A 17,743-nucleotide genomic window follows, 5' to 3' on the forward strand; every position below is an offset into this window, starting at 1 on the left:
TGTCTACCATGTCCCCGAACAAGTGTTCATGATGTCCCCGGTCTGTACACTCCCACAGGGAGAGGGAGCTGCCCGGAGAGCCTGGTTAGGCCGTGCAGCTTCGGAGAGTTGGGAGTAAAAAGAAAGGCAGGTATTACGCAGAGAAATCAACGAAACCAAGGTGAGTCAGCCGGTGCTCAGAAGGAACACGACATTATCAGCCTAACTCGATCGGTCCCCTCTCCCTGTGGGAGAGGGTTAGGGTGAGGGGCCTAGTTGCGATAAAGTACCTTGATGATGTGATAGCCGAACTGGGTTTTCACCGGGCCATAGGGCTTGAGCAACGGGATGCTGAACACCGCCTTATCGAAGGCTGCGACCATAGTCCCCTTGTTGAACTCACCCAGGGAGCCGCCGTTGCGCTTGGACGGGCAGCTCGAGTATTTGCGCGCCAGCGTATCGAAGCTGACACCGCGCTTGAGTTTGGCCAACAGTTCGTTGGCCAGTGTTTCGTTATCCACCAGGATGTGCAGCGCGCTAGCGGTCTTTGCCATCTTAATAATCCAATCAGTCGTGTAGAATTTGCCGCCATTATACCTGTTAAATCTGTTTGGCGCTTTCTGCTACAATCCCTCTCCCCAGCACTCCAATATTGAGCAACAAAGCGCCATGCGATTAAACCCCAGCCAACAACAAGCCGTCGAATTCGTTACCGGGCCTTGCCTGGTGCTGGCCGGTGCCGGTTCCGGCAAAACGCGTGTGATCACCAATAAAATCGCCCACCTGATCCACCAATGTGGCTATCAGGCGCGGCATATTGCCGCCGTAACCTTTACCAACAAGGCGGCGCGTGAGATGAAAGAGCGTGTGGCGCAAACCATGGGGCGCAAAGAGTCGCGTGGCTTGATGATCTCCACTTTCCATACGCTGGGGCTGGAAGTGATCAAACGCGAATATGCCGCGTTGGGGATGAAGTCCAACTTCTCGCTGTTTGACGATCAAGACCAGCTCGCGTTGTTGAAGGAACTGACCGAGAAGTGGCTGGAAAACGACAAGACTCTGGTGGCACAGCTGATCTCGACCATTTCCAACTGGAAGAACGATCTGGTGGATCCGCAGCGGGCAATGGGGCTGGCGCGCTCCGAGCGGGACAAACTGTTCGCCCACTGCTACGGGCTGTATCACGATCACATGAGGGCCTGTAACGTCCTGGATTTTGACGATCTGATCCTGCTGCCTACCTTGTTGCTACAGCGTAATGAGGGGGTGCGTGAGCGCTGGCAGAACCGTATCCGCTACCTGCTGGTGGATGAATATCAGGACACCAACACCAGTCAGTACGAACTGGTGAAACTGCTGGTGGGTCACCGCGCACGCTTTACCGTGGTGGGGGATGACGATCAGTCGATCTACTCCTGGCGCGGTGCTCGTCCGCAGAACCTGGTACTGCTAAAGGAAGATTTCCCGGCGTTGCAGGTGATCAAGCTGGAGCAGAACTACCGTTCCAGCGAACGTATTCTGAAAGCTGCCAATATCCTGATTGCCAACAACCCGCACGTCTTTGAAAAACGCCTGTTCTCTGAGCTGGGCTACGGCGAAGAGTTGAAGGTGGTCACGGCCAACAATGAAGATCACGAGGCCGAGCGGGTGGTGGGGGAACTGATCGCTCATCACTTTGTGAAGAAAACCAACTACGGCGACTATGCGATCCTCTATCGCGGAAACCACCAGTCGCGGCTGTTTGAAAAAATGCTGATGCAGAACCGCATTCCGTACAAGATTTCTGGCGGCACCTCGTTCTTCTCGCGCCCGGAAATCAAGGATTTGCTGGCCTATCTGCGGGTTTTGACCAACCAGGATGACGACAGCGCCTTCCTGCGTATCGTCAACACGCCGAAGCGGGAAATTGGCCCGGCGACGCTGCAAAAGTTGGGGGAGTGGGCCAATCAGCGTAACAAGAGCCTGTTCCGCGCCAGCTTCGATCTTGGCCTTGGTCAGTATCTAACCGGGCGGGGGTTGGAGTCTTTACAGCGTTTCACCCACTGGATGGAAGGGATCATCCAAATGGTGGAGCGTGAGCCGGTGGCAGCGGTGCGCGATCTGATCCGCGGCATCGACTATGAAAGCTGGTTGTTTGAAACCTCGCCCAGCCCGAAAGCGGCCGAAATGCGCATGAAAAACGTCAACACCCTGTTTGGTTGGATGACCGAGATGCTGGAAGGCAACGATCTGGACGAACCGATGACGCTGACCCAGGTGGTCACGCGCTTTACGTTGCGTGACATGATGGAGCGCGGTGAAAGCGATGAAGAGTTGGATCAGGTACAGCTGATGACCCTGCATGCTTCCAAGGGATTGGAGTTCCCCTATGTGTTCCTGGTGGGGATGGAAGAGGGATTATTGCCGCATCAGAGCAGCATTGACGAGGATAATGTCGATGAAGAGCGGCGTCTGGCCTATGTTGGGATCACTCGTGCCCAGAAAGAGCTGATTTTCACCCTGTGTCGCGAACGTCGCCAGTACGGTGAACTGGTGCGGCCAGAACCCAGCCGTTTCCTGTTGGAATTGCCGCAGGACGATCTGGCCTGGGAGTCGGAACGCAAAGTCGTTAGCCCGCAGGAGCGGATGGAGAAGGGCCAGAGCCATTTGGCCAGCGTGAAGGCGATGCTGGCCAAGGCTAAGGGCGGTAGCTGAGGGTCAGGGCGCGAAAACGCCCTGTTGCTATTATTCATTACGTAAAGTATCTACGTAGGCTTGATAGACATAGCTTTTACCTCTCACTCGACCTGTAGTTTCCACCAGTATCCCCGCATTCTCTAGTGCTTTAATGGCCGTGCTCGCTGTAGGAAACGTGACATCTAACTCTGCCTGGGCTCTTTCTACCGTTAATTTTGGCATTGTTGGTAGTAATTCAAAAAGACGCAACGTTTGTAATGTACTGGATGCCGTATCGAGAACTTTTTTCCGATCGACAGCAATCAGTGAGGCTATCTGAATGATGCTCTGTTGTGCTTCCCCTGCGGCAATTTCAACGCCTTCAAGGAAGAATGATACCCAAGACTCCCAATCACCATTTCTCCTTGTTTCAGATAAACAGCGATAATACTCAGCCTGATTGGCCTTCAGATATCCTGATACATACAATAGTGGTTCAGGCAGAAGCTTCCACGTTTCGAGTAACATGGCAATCAACAGACGACCTATGCGTCCGTTACCATCAAGAAAAGGGTGAATGGTTTCGAACTGGGCATGTATCAGCGCTATCCTCACCAACGGGGGTAATGTTGGTTGCTCGTCGTGAATAAAAAGCTCCAGCTCTGCGAGTAAATTGGTAATTTCCTCTGGGGGAGGAGGGACATACGACGCGTTACCTGGCCGCGTGCCACCAATCCAGTTTTGACTGGTCCGTACACTACCGGGTTGTTTATCTGTACCCCGAACACCAGCCAGAAGAACTTTGTGGGCTTGTGTTAGTAACCGGACTGATACAGGTAATCCTGTTGGCGAGAGTATCTGCTCACGCACAAACTTGAATGCTTGCAGGTACCTGGTGACCTCCTCAACATCATTCACATTTGTTACGGCCAGCCCTGCTTCCTCATCAAAAACGTCAGTCAGTGTTGCCTGTGTCCCCTCAAGCTGGGAGGTGAGTAAAGCCTCTCTACGTATTGCACTGTAAATTAACCATTCTCCAGATGTAACCAGACCGGACATAGCTGATAGTCTAGCTAAAGCCAATTCAGCTCGATTATTGAGTTCCTGATAGGATTTGGCAACAATGGGGGGATCAGTTGGTGGTAAAGGCGCTGGTACGAAGGCATTGACCGTTTCCTGATGACTCTGAATTGTCACAAATCGACCAGAAATACGCTTCATTAAAACCCCCCTTTAATAAGATTGTGCGTTATTAAACTATTCTTTAATAACATAGGAGGTCATTAAAAGTCTCTTTAATTAGCCTTGTTATCACGCAACCTCTTAGGACGGAGCCAGCCATTGAGTTGCGTTTTCACATAAAACGGTTAAAGAGACGGTTGCAGAAAAGGGGGAAATGCTCTTAAGACTGCTCTTCCAAAAACAGAGGCCAGTGGGCATAGCTCTGCCAGTGGCTTTCCTGATCCAGCGCCTCTGCGCGCAGCGGATGTCGTTCCAACCAGCCGCGCGGCAAAATCACATGCAACTCTTCATCGTTGGCACGCAGGCGTACCGCGGGCAGGGTATCGTCACGGCGGCGGCTGGCAAAGATGATGGCCAGACGTAACAGACGACACATGCGCTGTGCCACGCGGGGTGGCACGGCGTTCTGTTGGCTCAGCAGCGGCAGATCGAGGGCATTGCTCTGGTTTTGCAACAGGGTAGCTAACAGTTTTTTCTGCGCCGGGGTAAAGCCAGGTAAATCAAGATGGCTGACCAGATAGGCGGCGTGTTGAGGAGCCTGTTTGAAATCGACGCTCAGGCCGATTTCGTGGATCAGGCACGCCGCATGCAGTAATTCACGACATCGCGTATCCAATTGCCATTCGTTGGTGGTCTGCAAACAGAAGTTCGCTGCCAACTGGCTGACGCGTTCGGCCTGCTCGATATCCAGCAGGTAACGGCGTTGCAGATTACGTAACGTGCGGCTGCGGATATCTTGCTCGACCGGCAGATGCAGCATGCCATACACCAGCCCTTCGCGCAGAGCACCACCGGCCAGCGTCATGCTTTCAATGCCTAACTCTTGGAAAATGGCCAGCAGTATCGACAGGCCGCTTGGGAACACCAAGGCACGTTCCAGCGTCAGGCCTTCGATTTCCAGCTCTTCCAGCTTGCCACACTGAATGGCTCGTTGTTTCAACTGCCGCAGTTTGGGCAGGGTAATACGTTCGTCCATCCCCTGCGCCACCATGATTTCCTGTAGCGCTTGCACGGTTCCGGAGGCACCGACGCAAATCTGCCAGCCATGTTGGCGAAGTTGTGCGGCTATCGGCCGCACCTTTTCACGCGCGGCCTGTTCGGCGGCTTCGAAGTTATCCCGCTCCAGGTTGCGATCGCTGAAGAAGCGTTCGAGCCAGGTGACACAGCCCATCGAAAGGCTATACAGCTGTGCGGCTTGCGCTCCTGTCCCTACGACCAACTCCGTGCTGCCACCCCCGATATCGACCACCAGACGCCGATCCGGGCCGCCGGTGGTATGGGCAACGCCGTGGTAGATCAGGCGGGCTTCTTCTTCGCCGCTGATGACCTGAACGGGGCAGCCAAGGATAGTTTCGGCGGTTTGCAGGAATTCGGCCGCGTTGTTGGCCAGGCGCAGCGTTGCGGTGGCGACGACCCGAATTTGATCGCGCGGGATATCCTGCAGGCGTTCCGAGAACAGCCGCAGACATTGCCAACCGCGCTGCATGGCTTCCTGTGACAGGTGATTGTGCTGATCCAGCCCGGCCGCCAGGCGCACTTTGCGCTTGATGCGAGCTAGCGTCTGGATACTGCCAGCCACCTCACGTACCACCAACATATGGAAACTGTTGGAACCCAGATCGATGGCGGCATAGAGGGTGCTGGAACCTGGCATAGTCGTCTATTAGCCCGAACGTTTACGGTTGTTACGCGGCGCACCACCACGACGTGGCGCGGAAGAGTTACGGCGTGGGCCGTTGTTGCCACGAGGGCGCACCAGGCGCTTCGGGGCTGGCAGGTCGCTCAGCAACGCATCGCTGTTGTACTTGCTCACCGGAATGCTGTGGCCGGTATAAGTCTCGATGGCTGGCAGATTCAGCGCGTACTCTTCACAGGCCAGGCTGATAGAGTGACCGCTTTCGCCCGCGCGGCCTGTACGACCAATGCGGTGCACGTAGTCTTCGCAGTCATCCGGCAGATCGTAGTTGAAGACGTGAGTCACCAACGGAATATGCAGGCCGCGTGCGGCGACATCGGTGGCAACCAGGATATCCAGGTTACCTTTGGTGAAGTCGTCCAGAATACGCAGGCGTTTTTTCTGCGCCACGTCGCCGGTCAGCAGGCCTACGCGGTGACCATCGGCAGCCAGATGGCCCCAGATGTCTTCACAGCGGTGCTTGGTGTTGGCGAAGATGATGCAGCGGTCCGGCCACTCTTCCTCGATCAGCGTCTGCAGCAGGCGCATTTTTTCTTCGTTGGAAGGGTAGAACAGCTCTTCCTGAATGCGGTGGCCGGTTTTCTGTTCCGGTTCAACTTCCACATATTCGGCATTGTTCATCTGCTCAAAGGCCAGCTCGCGTACGCGATAGGACAGGGTGGCAGAGAACAACATGTTCAGGCGTTGATCGACCGCAGGCATACGGCGGAACAGCCAGCGGATATCTTTGATAAAGCCCAGATCGTACATGCGGTCGGCTTCATCGAGCACCACAACCTGGATAGCACCCAGATCGATATAATTTTGTTTGGCGTAGTCGATTAAACGGCCGGTGGTCCCCACCAGAATATCTACGCCGCTTTCCAGCACTTTCAGCTGTTTGTCATAGCCATCACCGCCGTAGGCCAGGCCAAGCTTCAACCCGGTAGACTGCGACAGCGCTTCTGCATCGGAATGGATCTGCACCGCCAGTTCACGCGTAGGCGCCATGATCAAGGCGCGCGGCTGGTTGGTCTGGCGACCTTCTTTCGCCGGGTGGGACAGCAAATAGTGAAAAGTAGACGCTAAAAATGCCAGCGTCTTTCCGGTACCGGTTTGCGCCTGACCTGCAACGTCGCGCCCACTGAGGGTGAGCGGCAATGCCAACGCCTGGATGGGCGTGCAGTTGTGAAACCCTTTTTTCTCAAGGGCTTCAAGGACTAACGGGTGCAGGGCGAAGTCGGAAAACTTCTGTTCGGTCAAGTGTGTTTTGCTCATAGTGTGGTAGAATATCAGCTAACTATTGCTTTACGAAAGCATATCCGTTGAAATAAAAGCGGTGAAATAAAATCACCTGAGTTGGTTTGATGCTACACCAACAAGGTAGACCTAATCCTGTGGAGTAGAACATGAGCGATAAAATTATTCACCTGACTGACGACAGCTTCGATTCCGATGTGCTGAAAGCCGAAGGGCCAATCCTGGTCGATTTCTGGGCTGAATGGTGTGGTCCGTGCAAGATGATTGCTCCGATCCTCGACGAGATTGCCGAAGAGTTCGCCGGCAAGCTGACCATTACCAAACTGAACATCGATCAAAACCCGCTTACCGCGCCTAAGTACGGCATCCGCGGTATTCCGACGCTGTTGTTGTTCAAGAACGGTGAAGTGGCAGCGACCAAGGTCGGCGCGCTGTCCAAGGGCCAGCTCAAAGAGTTCCTGGACGCGAATCTGTAATTAGGGCGGGAAGCCCCGTGACGGGCGTCTGGAGGGGGATTTTCATTCACCGCTAGACGCCTGCCAAGAAGCGTGTTAAGTTTAACCATACTGCATTCTGAACTTGCCATAAGTATTAAATCTAAAGAGTCTGAATCTAAGCGTTACTCTACGTTGAACCATCGGCACTAGCATTTTACTGTGAACCGAGCCCGTGTTTTGACGATCAAGCGGTTTTACAAAAAAATCAGTTTTAAGGCACCTTCGATCTTAAACCGTCAGCGTGTGCGCCCCAGCTAAGCCATTTCTTACTGCGGCGGCCCAGCAGCCCGGCGATCGAACGTCCAGTAACAGGCACGCATACCCTATGAATTTCACGTTGTAGCTTGAAAGGTTATGGGTATAACACGCTGCCATACCATTCACGATACTAGTTCGAGACACACCCCGAGTTTAAGAACCCCCACTATGAATCTTACCGAATTAAAGAATACGCCGGTTTCTGAGCTGATTACTCTCGGCGAAAATATGGGGCTGGAAAACCTGGCCCGCCTGCGCAAACAGGACATTATCTTCTCTATACTCAAGCAACATGCGAAAAGCGGAGAAGATATCTTCGGTGATGGCGTGCTGGAGATATTGCAGGATGGATTTGGTTTCCTCCGTTCCGGAGACAGTTCCTACCTCGCAGGCCCCGACGATATCTACGTTTCTCCCAGCCAAATCCGCCGCTTTAACCTCCGCACAGGTGACACCATTTCCGGTAAGATTCGTCCGCCAAAAGAAGGCGAGCGCTATTTTGCCCTGTTGAAAGTTAACGAAGTCAACTACGACAAACCGGAAAACGCCCGTAACAAGATCCTGTTCGAAAACCTGACGCCGCTGCACGCCAACTCACGTTTGCGTATGGAGCGCGGCAACGGCTCTACCGAAGATCTGACGGCTCGCGTACTGGATCTGGCAGCGCCAATCGGCCGTGGCCAGCGTGGCCTGATTGTGGCACCGCCGAAAGCCGGTAAAACCATGCTGCTGCAAAACATTGCGCAGAGCATCGCATACAACCATCCAGACTGCGTGCTGATGGTGCTGCTGATCGACGAACGTCCGGAAGAAGTGACCGAGATGCAACGTCTGGTAAAAGGCGAAGTGATCGCTTCTACCTTCGACGAACCCGCATCCCGCCACGTACAGGTTGCCGAAATGGTGATCGAGAAGGCCAAGCGCCTGGTCGAACACAAAAAAGACGTGATCATCCTGCTGGACTCCATCACCCGTCTGGCGCGTGCCTACAACACCGTAGTACCTGCCTCAGGCAAAGTGCTGACCGGTGGTGTGGACGCCAACGCCCTGCATCGTCCGAAGCGCTTCTTCGGTGCGGCTCGTAACGTTGAGGAAGGCGGCAGCCTGACCATCATCGCTACCGCACTGGTTGATACCGGTTCGAAGATGGACGAAGTGATTTACGAAGAGTTTAAAGGTACGGGTAACATGGAACTGCATCTGGCGCGTAAAATCGCCGAGAAGCGCGTGTTCCCTGCTATCGATTACAACCGTTCCGGTACGCGTAAAGAAGAGTTGCTCACTACCTCTGAAGAACTGCAGAAGATGTGGATCCTGCGCAAGATCATTCACCCAATGGGTGAGATCGACGCGATGGAGTTCCTCATTAACAAGTTGGCGATGACCAAAACCAACGATGAATTCTTCGACATGATGAAACGCTCATAAATAAGTAAAATATTCGAGGAACGCCACGCCTAGTCGTGGCGTTTTTTGCTTTTGGCGGATACGATAAGTAACAGTAAAGGAAAGTAAGTTATTCTTGTGACTTATTGAGAACTTATCTTATTTGCGCCAGTTTTTGCATTAACGCGTTGAAGCAAGACACGTTTTGGGCATTGATAAGTGTCTATGTCATAGGAAATGACTGAAAGGTCGCTTGGTCATGTGGCGCGGTTTTTTACCCATGTTAAGCTGCCTCATCTTCTTCAGAGATTTGTTAACCGTGAACTTACTCACCATGAGTACTGAAATTCTTTTTGTTTTTCTGTTTTCTCTGGCTTTTTTATTTGTTGCTCGCAAGGCAGCAAAACCTATTGGTTTGGTTGATAAGCCTAATTATCGCAAACGTCATCAGGGGCTGATCCCGCTGGTGGGTGGGATTTCTGTTTACGCTGGCATCTGCTTTGCCTTCCTGATCACCGACCAGACGATTGCGCACAGCAAACTCTATCTCACCTGCGCCGGTGTCCTGGTCTTCGTCGGCGCACTGGACGATCGCTTCGATATCAGCGTCAAGATCCGCGCCACCATTCAGGCACTGGTCGGCATCGCCATGATGGTATTTGCAGGTCTTTATCTGCGCAGCCTCGGCTATGTGTTTGGTGGCTGGGAAATGCAGTTGGGGCCGTTTGGCTATTTGGTGACGCTGTTTGCCGTTTGGGCGGCGATTAACGCCTTTAACATGGTCGACGGTATCGACGGCCTGCTCGGCGGTCTCTCCTGCGTGTCGTTCGGCGCGATGGGGATCCTGCTGTATCAAGGCGGCCATAGCGAGCTTGCCTTCTGGTGCTTCGCGATGCTGGCGGCCATTGTTCCCTATATTCTGCTCAACCTCGGCATCCTTGGCCGTCGCTATAAGGTCTTTATGGGTGACGCCGGGAGTACGCTGATCGGTTTTACCGCCATCTGGCTGCTGGTGCAAAGCTCGCAAGGGCCAAACCATCCGATCAAACCGGTCACCGCGCTGTGGATTATCGCCATCCCGCTGATGGATATGATTGCCATCATGTATCGCCGTCTGCGTAAGGGCATGAGCCCGTTTTCGCCAGACCGTCAACACATCCACCATTTGATTATGCGAGCGGGCTTTACGCCTCGTCAGGCTTTTGTGCTCATCACCCTAGCCGCAGCGCTGCTGGCGGCGGTTGGTGTGATAGGCGAACGTCTGACTTTCATACCTGAATGGGTTATGTTGGCATTATTCTTGCTTGCATTCTTCTTGTATGGCTATTGCATTAAACGTGCATGGCGGGTCGCGCGCTATATCAAACGTCTCAAGCGCCGCCTGCGGAATGCAACGAACAATAAGCAAGTACCTTAACTGAGGCTTTAGGGCAGTGATGAATCCTGAAACAACGTCTGACAAGAATACCCCGGTGGTCGATAACGAACTCGATATCCGCGGTCTGTGCTGCACCCTGTGGCGCGGCAAAAAATGGATTATCGGTTTTGCGGTGTTGTTTGCTGCCGTCGCGCTGATCGTTTCCTACCTGGTGAAACAGGAGTGGAGCGCTACGGCGATCACCGATAAGCCAACGGTGAATGCGCTGGGGGGATATTACTCTCAGCAGCAGTTCCTGCGTAACCTGGATCAGCGCACGCTGCCTGCGGTTGCCAGCGATCAGCCAGGCATCGCCGATGAAGCCTATAATGAATTTATCATGCAGTTGGCCGCCTATGACACGCGCCGTGATTTCTGGCTGCAAAGCGATTACTACAAGCAGCGCCAGGAAGGGGATGCCCGTGCCGATGCGGCGTTGCTTGATGACCTGATTAACAATATCCAGTTCACGCCGCGCGACGACAAAAAAGTGCTGAATGATAGCGTGAAACTCACCGCCGAGACCGCGCCAGACTCCAACCATCTGCTGCGTCAGTATGTTGCCTTTGCCAGCCACCGCGCGGCGCAGCATCTGAATGAAGAGATCCAGGGAGCCTGGGCGGCGCGTACCACCTCGATGAGTGCACAGGTCAAACGCCAGGAAGCGGTAGCCGATGCGGTTTATCAGCGTGAGCTCAAGACCGTGCAGCAGGCGCTGAAAATCGCCGAGCAGCAGGGGATTAGCCGTACGCAGACCGATACGCCAGCCGAACAGCTGCCAGACTCCGATCTGTTCCTGCTGGGCAAACCTATGCTGCAGGCGCGTCTGGAAGGTTTACAGGCTTCCGGCCCGGCTTACGATGTGAGTTACGATCAGAACCGGGCGATGCTGGCAACTCTGAACGTTGGCCCGACGTTGGATGCCAAATTCCAGACCTACCGCTATTTACGTACGCCGGAAGAGCCGGTGAAACGTGATAGTCCACGCCGGGTATTCTGGCTGATTATGTGGGGCGCAATCGGTGGCCTGATTGGTGCGGGCGTCGCCTTGGTACGCCGGCCACGTAGTTAACTAATAATATAATAATTTCGCTGTTGGGCACTGAGTGCCCAACTTTGCAGGTTCGCCTGCACTTCACCGACCAAAAGAGATTCGCTGTGAAAGTGTTGACTGTTTTTGGCACCAGACCGGAAGCCATCAAAATGGCACCTCTGGTACATGCTCTGGCTCAGGATGATGCCTTTGAGTCAAGAGTCTGCGTTACGGCACAGCATCGCGAGATGCTGGATCAGGTACTGCGTTTGTTTGAAATCGTACCGGATTACGACCTGAATATTATGAAACCGGGCCAGGGGCTGAGTGAAATCACCTGCCGCATTCTGGAAGGGATCAAAGGCGTACTGGAGGACTTCAAGCCGGACGTGGTGTTGGTTCACGGTGACACGACGACCACCATGGCGACCAGCCTGGCGGCGTTTTATCAGCGTATCCCGGTGGGGCATGTCGAAGCGGGCCTGCGTACCGGTAATCTCTATTCTCCTTGGCCTGAAGAGGCCAACCGCAAGTTGACGGGGCATTTGGCGATGTATCACTTCTCGCCAACCGAAAATTCACGGCAGAACCTGTTACGTGAATCGCTGCGGGACGACCATATTTTCGTCACGGGTAACACTGTGATCGATGCGTTGCTGTGGGTGCGCGACCGCATCATGCACAACCCAGAGCTGCGCAGCAGCCTTGACCAACGTTATCCTTTCCTGGATGCCAACAAAAAGCTGATCTTGGTGACTGGGCACCGTCGCGAAAGCTTCGGCGGTGGGTTTGAGCGCATCTGTAGCGCCTTGGCCGAGATTGCTCTTCAGCATCCTGACGTGCAGGTGGTGTATCCGGTGCATCTCAACCCGAACGTCAGCGAGCCGGTTAACCGTATTTTGAAGGGGATCGATAACATCATTCTGATCGATCCGCAGGATTACCTGCCGTTTGTCTATCTGATGACGCGATCTTATCTGATCCTGACCGACTCGGGCGGCATTCAGGAAGAGGCGCCATCGCTGGGGAAACCGGTGTTGGTGATGCGTGATACCACCGAGCGGCCAGAAGCGGTAGATGCCGGCACGGTACAGCTGGTGGGAACGGACGTAGCTAAAATTGTTGATGCGGTAACCCGGTTATTGACAGACGAAGGCGAATACCACGCCATGAGCCGGGCGCATAACCCATACGGTGACGGGCATGCCTGCCAACGTATCCTCGAAGCTTTAAAGAATCATCAGGTGACACTATGAGTTTTAACACTATTTCAGTTATTGGCCTGGGCTATATCGGTTTGCCAACGGCGGCGGCGTTTGCTTCCCGCAAGAAGAAAGTGGTGGGCGTAGATGTTAACCAGCACGCGGTAGATACCATTAACCGCGGTGCCATCCACATCGTCGAACCTGATTTGGATCGCGTGGTAAAAGAAGCGGTAGAAGGCGGTTACCTGCAGGCGGTGACTAAACCGCTGGCGGCCGATGCGTTCCTGATTGCCGTACCAACGCCGTTCAAAGGCGATCACGAACCCGATCTGGCCTACGTTGAAGCCGCCGCCAAGTCATTGGCACCGGTACTGAAAAAGGGCGACCTGGTGATCCTGGAGTCTACTTCACCGGTGGGCGCTACCGAGCAGATGGCCCTGTGGCTCGCAGAGGCGCGTAGCGATCTGAGCTTCCCGCAGGATGCCGGTGAGCAGGCTGACGTGAACATTGCCTACTGTCCTGAGCGCGTGCTGCCTGGGCAGGTGATGGTTGAGCTGATTCAGAACGACCGCGTGATTGGCGGGATGACGCCAAAATGCTCCGAGCGCGCCAGCGCGCTGTACAAGATTTTCCTCGAAGGTGAGTGTGTGATCACCAACTCGCGCACCGCCGAGATGTGCAAACTGACGGAAAACAGCTTCCGCGACGTTAACATCGCGTTTGCCAACGAGCTTTCGCTGATCTGTGCCGAGCAGGGCATTAACGTGTGGGAACTGATCCGCCTGGCCAACCGTCATCCGCGCGTCAACATTCTGCAACCTGGCCCAGGCGTGGGCGGGCACTGTATCGCCGTTGACCCTTGGTTCATCGTGGCGCAGAACCCGCAGCAGGCTCGTCTGATCCATACTGCGCGTCTGGTAAACGACGGCAAACCGCTCTGGGTGGTCGATCAGGTCAAGGCAGCCGTGGCAGATTGCCTGGCGGCCACCAACAAGCGCGCTTCTGAAGTGAAAATTGCCTGCTTCGGTTTGGCGTTCAAACCTAATATCGACGACCTGCGTGAAAGCCCGGCGGTTGAAGTAGCCCACCTGATTGCCGACTGGCACGTAGGTGAAACTCTGGCGGTCGAGCCAAACGTTGAGCAATTGCCGAAGTCACTGGCGGGCCTCGTTACGCTGAAAAAACTGCCTGAGGCCTTACAGCAGGCGGATGTGATCGTCATGCTGGTCGATCATAAAGAATTCAAGGCCATCAGGCCGGAAGAGATTAAGCAGTCCTGGATCGTGGACACCAAAGGAGTTTGGCGTTGAAACGTATTTTGGTCACCGGCGGGGCCGGATTTATCGGCTCTGCCGTGGTAAGACATATCATCGAGGGGACCCGCGATAGCGTAGTGGTGGTTGATAAGCTCACCTATGCCGGTAACCTGGAGTCGCTGGCGGGTGTAGCGGACAACGAGCGCTATGCTTTCGAGCAGGTAGATATCTGCGACCGTGCCGCACTAGACCGCGTATTTGCGCAGTACCAGCCGGATTTCGTGATGCACCTGGCGGCAGAAAGCCACGTTGACCGCTCGATCGACGGCCCGGCGGCCTTTATCGAAACCAACATAGTGGGCACTTACACCATGCTGGAAGCTGCCCGCCATTATTGGCAGGCGCTGGCGGCAGAGAAAAAGCAGGCTTTCCGTTTCCATCATATCTCTACCGATGAAGTGTACGGCGACCTGCACGGTACCGACGATCTGTTTACCGAAACCACGCCTTACGCGCCAAGCAGCCCGTATTCTGCCTCCAAGGCCTCAAGCGACCACCTGGTGCGCGCCTGGCTGCGTACCTACGGTTTCCCTACCGTCGTGACCAACTGCTCCAACAACTACGGCCCTTACCACTTCCCAGAGAAGCTGGTGCCGCTGGTGATCCTTAATGCCATCTCCGGCAAACCGCTGCCGGTCTACGGCGATGGTGCGCAGGTGCGTGACTGGCTGTTTGTGGAAGACCATGCGCGGGCGTTATATCAGGTGGTGACAGAAGGTGTGATTGGGGAGACCTATAACATCGGCGGCCACAACGAGCGCAAAAACATCGAAGTGGTACAGACCATCTGCGATCTGCTGGAAGAACTGGCACCGAACAAACCGCAGGGCGTGGCGAAATATCGCGATCTGATCACTTACGTCAAAGATCGCCCAGGCCATGATATGCGTTATGCCATCGACGCGGGCAAAATTGAACGTGAACTGGGTTGGCGCCCACAGGAAACCTTTGAAAGCGGCATCCGCAAAACGGTTTCCTGGTATCTGAACAATGAAACCTGGTGGCGCCGCGTGCAAGACGGTTCCTATGCAGGCGAGCGTTTAGGGCTAAACCAATAATCCTATCTAGATAAACGCACGGAAGGCTATAAGCGCCGTGCGGCTAGCGGAAGTTCAGGAGTCATGATGAAAGGTATTATTCTAGCCGGCGGTTCGGGGACGCGTTTGCACCCGATCACCCGCGGCGTCTCCAAGCAGTTGCTGCCCATTTACGATAAACCGATGATTTACTATCCGCTCTCGGTGCTGATGCTGGCCGGGATCCGCGATATTCTGATTATCTCTACGCCTGAAGATCTGCCCTCGTTTCGCCGTTTGCTGGGCAGCGGTGAAGAGTTTGGCATCAACCTCAGCTACGCCGAACAACCGAGCCCGGACGGGTTGGCACAGGCCTTCCTGATTGGCGAAGAGTTTATCGGCGGCGAGCCGTGCTGCCTGGTGCTGGGCGACAATATCTACTTCGGCCAGGGCTTCAGCCCGAAACTGAAAAGCGTGGTCCAGGGTCTGAAAGGTGCCACGGTATTCGGTTACCAGGTCATGGACCCAGAGCGCTTTGGCGTAGTGGAGTTCGACGATAACTTCCGCGCGCTGTCGATTGAAGAAAAGCCGTTGAAGCCGAAGTCCAACTGGGCGGTCACCGGTCTCTATTTCTATGACAACCAGGTGGTGGATTTCGCCAAGCAGGTGAAGCCTTCCGAACGCGGCGAGCTGGAAATTACCAGCATCAACCAGATGTATCTGGAGCGTGGCGAACTGAGCGTCGAGCTGCTGGGGCGTGGTTTTGCCTGGCTCGATACCGGCACCCACGACAGCCTGATCGAAGCCAGTACCTTTGTGCAGACGGTAGAGAAGCGCCAAGGGTTCAAGATTGCCTGTCTGGAAGAGATCGCCTGGCGTAACGGTTGGCTGGATGATGATGGCGTAAGACGCTCGGCGCAGGCGTTAGCCAAAACCGGCTATGGCAAATACTTACTGGATTTACTGCATGTCCGTCCACGCCAATATTGAGCCTTTGGGCTGGGAAAGCGAGTATTTCCAACTCACCAGCGCCAAATTGCATTTTGACGAGGCGGCTCCTGCGCTTACGGCAACTGAACTGGATGCGTTTGCGCTGGTTCAGGCCAAGATCCCGGCCCAGCGTCTGGATTTGGCCGATGGTTTGGCAGCCGCGGGGTTTCGGCTGGTGGAGGGCGAAGTGGACTTTGCCCTGGCAATTGGCACAGATTGTGCATTGAATTTACCGGCCATCCGCATCGCCCAGCCCGAAGATATTCCACTGTTGCGTTCGGTGGCGGCCAAGGTTTTTGCCGCCAGCCGTTTTCGCGCGCCTTGGTATCAGCCGCAGGACAGCGGGCGTTTTTACGCCACCTGGATTGAAAAAGCGGTGCTGGGGACGTTTGACCATCAGTGCCTGCTGGTGCTGGGTAGCGATGGGGAGCCAGAAGGGTTTGTCAGCCTGCGTGATATTGGCCAGCAAGAGGCGCGTATCGGCCTGCTGGCGGCATTTCCAGGTGTACAAGGTAAAGGGACCGGTTCTCGGCTGATGACTGCCGCGATCGCCTGGTGCCAGCAGCAACGGCTGCAGCGCCTGCGGATCGCGACTCAAATAAGTAATATTGCCGCGTTACGGCTCTATCAACGGCACGGTGCCACCCTAGAAAGCACCGCGTATTGGTTCTATAGAGGTTTACATGATCCCATTTAACGCTCCACCGGTTGTTGGCACGGAACTCGATTATATGCAGGCTGCGATGAGCAGCGGCAAACTCTGTGGTGATGGTGGTTTTACCCGTCGCTGCCAGCAGTGGATGGAACAGCATTTTGGCTGCCCAAAAGTGCTGCTGACGCCGTCTTGCACCGCGTCACTGGAAATGGCCGCCATCCTGCTGGATATCCAGCCGGGTGATGAAGTGATCATGCCGAGCTATACCTTCGTGTCCACCGCTAACGCCTTTGTGCTGCGCGGGGCGGTGATGGTGTTTGTCGATCTGCGTCCAGACACCATGAACATCGATGAGACCAAGATCGAAGCGGCGATCACCGATAAAACCCGTGCCATCGTGCCGGTGCATTACGCTGGCGTAGCCTGTGAAATGGACACCATCATGGCGCTGGCGAAGAAGTACAACCTGATGGTGGTGGAAGATGCCGCGCAGGGCGTGATGTCGACCTATAAAGGCAAAGCCTTGGGGACTATCGGCCATATCGGTTGCTTCAGTTTCCATGAGACCAAAAACTACACCGCTGGCGGTGAAGGTGGCGCGACGCTGATTAACGACCCGGCCCTGATCGATCGTGCCGAAGTGATCCGTGAAAAAGGCACCAACCGCAGCCAGTTCTTCCGTGGTCAGGTAGACAAATATACCTGGCGCGATATTGGTTCCAGCTATCTAATGTCAGATCTGCAAGCCGCTTATCTGTGGGCACAGCTGGAGGCCGCCGAGACGATCAACCAGCGCCGCCTGAAGCTGTGGCAGAACTATTACGATGCATTGAAACCGTTGGCAGACTCAGGGCGTATCGCCTTGCCGGTCATTCCGGCCAACTGCGTGCACAACGCCCATATGTTCTACATCAAGCTGAAAGACGTGCAGGATCGTACCGCGTTTATCGACTACCTGAAAGAAGCCGAAATCATGTCGGTGTTCCACTACATCCCACTGCACGCCTGCCCGGCGGGTGAGAAGTTTGGCCGTTTCTCCGGCGAAGACCGCTTCACCACCAAAGAGAGCGAGCGCCTGGTGCGTCTGCCGCTGTTCTTTAACATGTCAGACGTCAATCAACGTACGGTGATCAATACCATTCTGAGCTTCCTCGCCTGA

Annotated in this window: 15 protein-coding genes; 11 read left to right on the top strand and 4 right to left on the bottom strand. The window is 54.7% G+C overall.

The genetic code is table 11. The annotated features are described in order from the left end of the window. Positions 1 to 251: 251 nt before the first annotated feature. A complete protein-coding gene (ppiC, locus tag KGP16_RS00885; protein WP_021181563.1) occupies positions 252 to 533 on the bottom strand; it encodes a peptidylprolyl isomerase PpiC in 282 nt (93 codons plus the stop codon). Between the two features lie 115 nt (positions 534 to 648). On the opposite strand from ppiC, the gene rep reads away from it, so the two are divergent. Beyond that, entirely contained in the window at positions 649 to 2,673 is a 2,025-nt protein-coding gene (gene rep / locus KGP16_RS00890) for a DNA helicase Rep (protein WP_223500660.1), read from the top strand. A 30-nt stretch (positions 2,674 to 2,703) separates the two neighbouring features. Here the strand turns inward: rep and KGP16_RS00895 are convergent, their stop codons facing one another. The 3 genes from KGP16_RS00895 to rhlB all read right to left on the bottom strand — a co-directional run bounded on the left by KGP16_RS00895 (position 2,704) and on the right by rhlB (position 6,829). Next, positions 2,704 to 3,855 (bottom strand): Fic family protein, encoded by a 1,152-nt coding sequence (locus KGP16_RS00895; RefSeq protein WP_021807743.1) that lies wholly within the window; start codon positions 3,853 to 3,855, stop codon positions 2,704 to 2,706. 181 nt (positions 3,856 to 4,036) lie between these two features. Continuing rightward, on the bottom strand, positions 4,037 to 5,530 hold the full coding sequence (ppx, locus tag KGP16_RS00900) for an exopolyphosphatase (protein ID WP_021807744.1): 1,494 nt from the start codon (positions 5,528 to 5,530) through the stop codon (positions 4,037 to 4,039). A 9-nt stretch (positions 5,531 to 5,539) separates the two neighbouring features. Next, the gene (rhlB, locus tag KGP16_RS00905; protein ID WP_024484189.1) at positions 5,540 to 6,829 is read right to left on the bottom strand and encodes an ATP-dependent RNA helicase RhlB; all 1,290 of its coding nucleotides are present in this window, start codon (positions 6,827 to 6,829) and stop codon (positions 5,540 to 5,542) included. 131 nt (positions 6,830 to 6,960) lie between these two features. Between rhlB and trxA the strand changes: the two genes are divergently transcribed. The 10 genes from trxA (at position 6,961) to rffA (ending at position 17,743) form a co-directional block, all read left to right on the top strand. Next, entirely contained in the window at positions 6,961 to 7,287 is a 327-nt protein-coding gene (gene trxA / locus KGP16_RS00910) for a thioredoxin TrxA (RefSeq protein ID WP_021181559.1), read from the top strand. A 447-nt stretch (positions 7,288 to 7,734) separates the two neighbouring features. Next, on the top strand, positions 7,735 to 8,994 hold the full coding sequence (gene rho, locus KGP16_RS00915; RefSeq protein WP_021181558.1) for a transcription termination factor Rho: 1,260 nt from the start codon (positions 7,735 to 7,737) through the stop codon (positions 8,992 to 8,994). Positions 8,995 to 9,271: 277 nt separating this feature from the next. Further along, complete coding sequence (gene wecA, locus KGP16_RS00920) at positions 9,272 to 10,369, top strand: UDP-N-acetylglucosamine--undecaprenyl-phosphate N-acetylglucosaminephosphotransferase (protein WP_024484187.1); 1,098 nt, start codon at positions 9,272 to 9,274, stop codon at positions 10,367 to 10,369. A gap of 19 nt (positions 10,370 to 10,388) precedes the next feature. After that, entirely contained in the window at positions 10,389 to 11,441 is a 1,053-nt protein-coding gene (wzzE, locus tag KGP16_RS00925; RefSeq protein WP_021181556.1) for an ECA polysaccharide chain length modulation protein, read from the top strand. An 86-nt stretch (positions 11,442 to 11,527) separates the two neighbouring features. Continuing rightward, a complete protein-coding gene (gene wecB, locus KGP16_RS00930; RefSeq protein WP_021181555.1) occupies positions 11,528 to 12,658 on the top strand; it encodes a non-hydrolyzing UDP-N-acetylglucosamine 2-epimerase in 1,131 nt (376 codons plus the stop codon). Next, a complete protein-coding gene (wecC, locus tag KGP16_RS00935; protein WP_021807747.1) occupies positions 12,655 to 13,917 on the top strand; it encodes a UDP-N-acetyl-D-mannosamine dehydrogenase in 1,263 nt (420 codons plus the stop codon). Before wecB ends, wecC begins: the two co-directional genes overlap by 4 nt. Then, entirely contained in the window at positions 13,914 to 14,981 is a 1,068-nt protein-coding gene (gene rffG, locus KGP16_RS00940) for a dTDP-glucose 4,6-dehydratase (protein WP_021807748.1), read from the top strand. The genes wecC and rffG overlap by 4 nt, the downstream gene beginning before the upstream one ends. A 66-nt stretch (positions 14,982 to 15,047) precedes the next feature. Then, positions 15,048 to 15,929: a glucose-1-phosphate thymidylyltransferase RfbA gene (rfbA, locus tag KGP16_RS00945; protein WP_059199113.1), complete on the top strand. Its 882-nt coding sequence runs from the start codon at positions 15,048 to 15,050 to the stop codon at positions 15,927 to 15,929. Then, entirely contained in the window at positions 15,907 to 16,626 is a 720-nt protein-coding gene (rffC, locus tag KGP16_RS00950; RefSeq protein WP_037376577.1) for a dTDP-4-amino-4,6-dideoxy-D-galactose acyltransferase, read from the top strand. The genes rfbA and rffC overlap by 23 nt, the downstream gene beginning before the upstream one ends. Beyond that, on the top strand, positions 16,613 to 17,743 hold the full coding sequence (gene rffA / locus KGP16_RS00955) for a dTDP-4-amino-4,6-dideoxygalactose transaminase (RefSeq protein ID WP_037376578.1): 1,131 nt from the start codon (positions 16,613 to 16,615) through the stop codon (positions 17,741 to 17,743). Before rffC ends, rffA begins: the two co-directional genes overlap by 14 nt.

This window comes from Serratia sp. JSRIV006 (genome assembly GCF_019968685.1).
In the GTDB taxonomy this organism is placed as follows: domain Bacteria; phylum Pseudomonadota; class Gammaproteobacteria; order Enterobacterales; family Enterobacteriaceae; genus Chania; species Chania fonticola_B.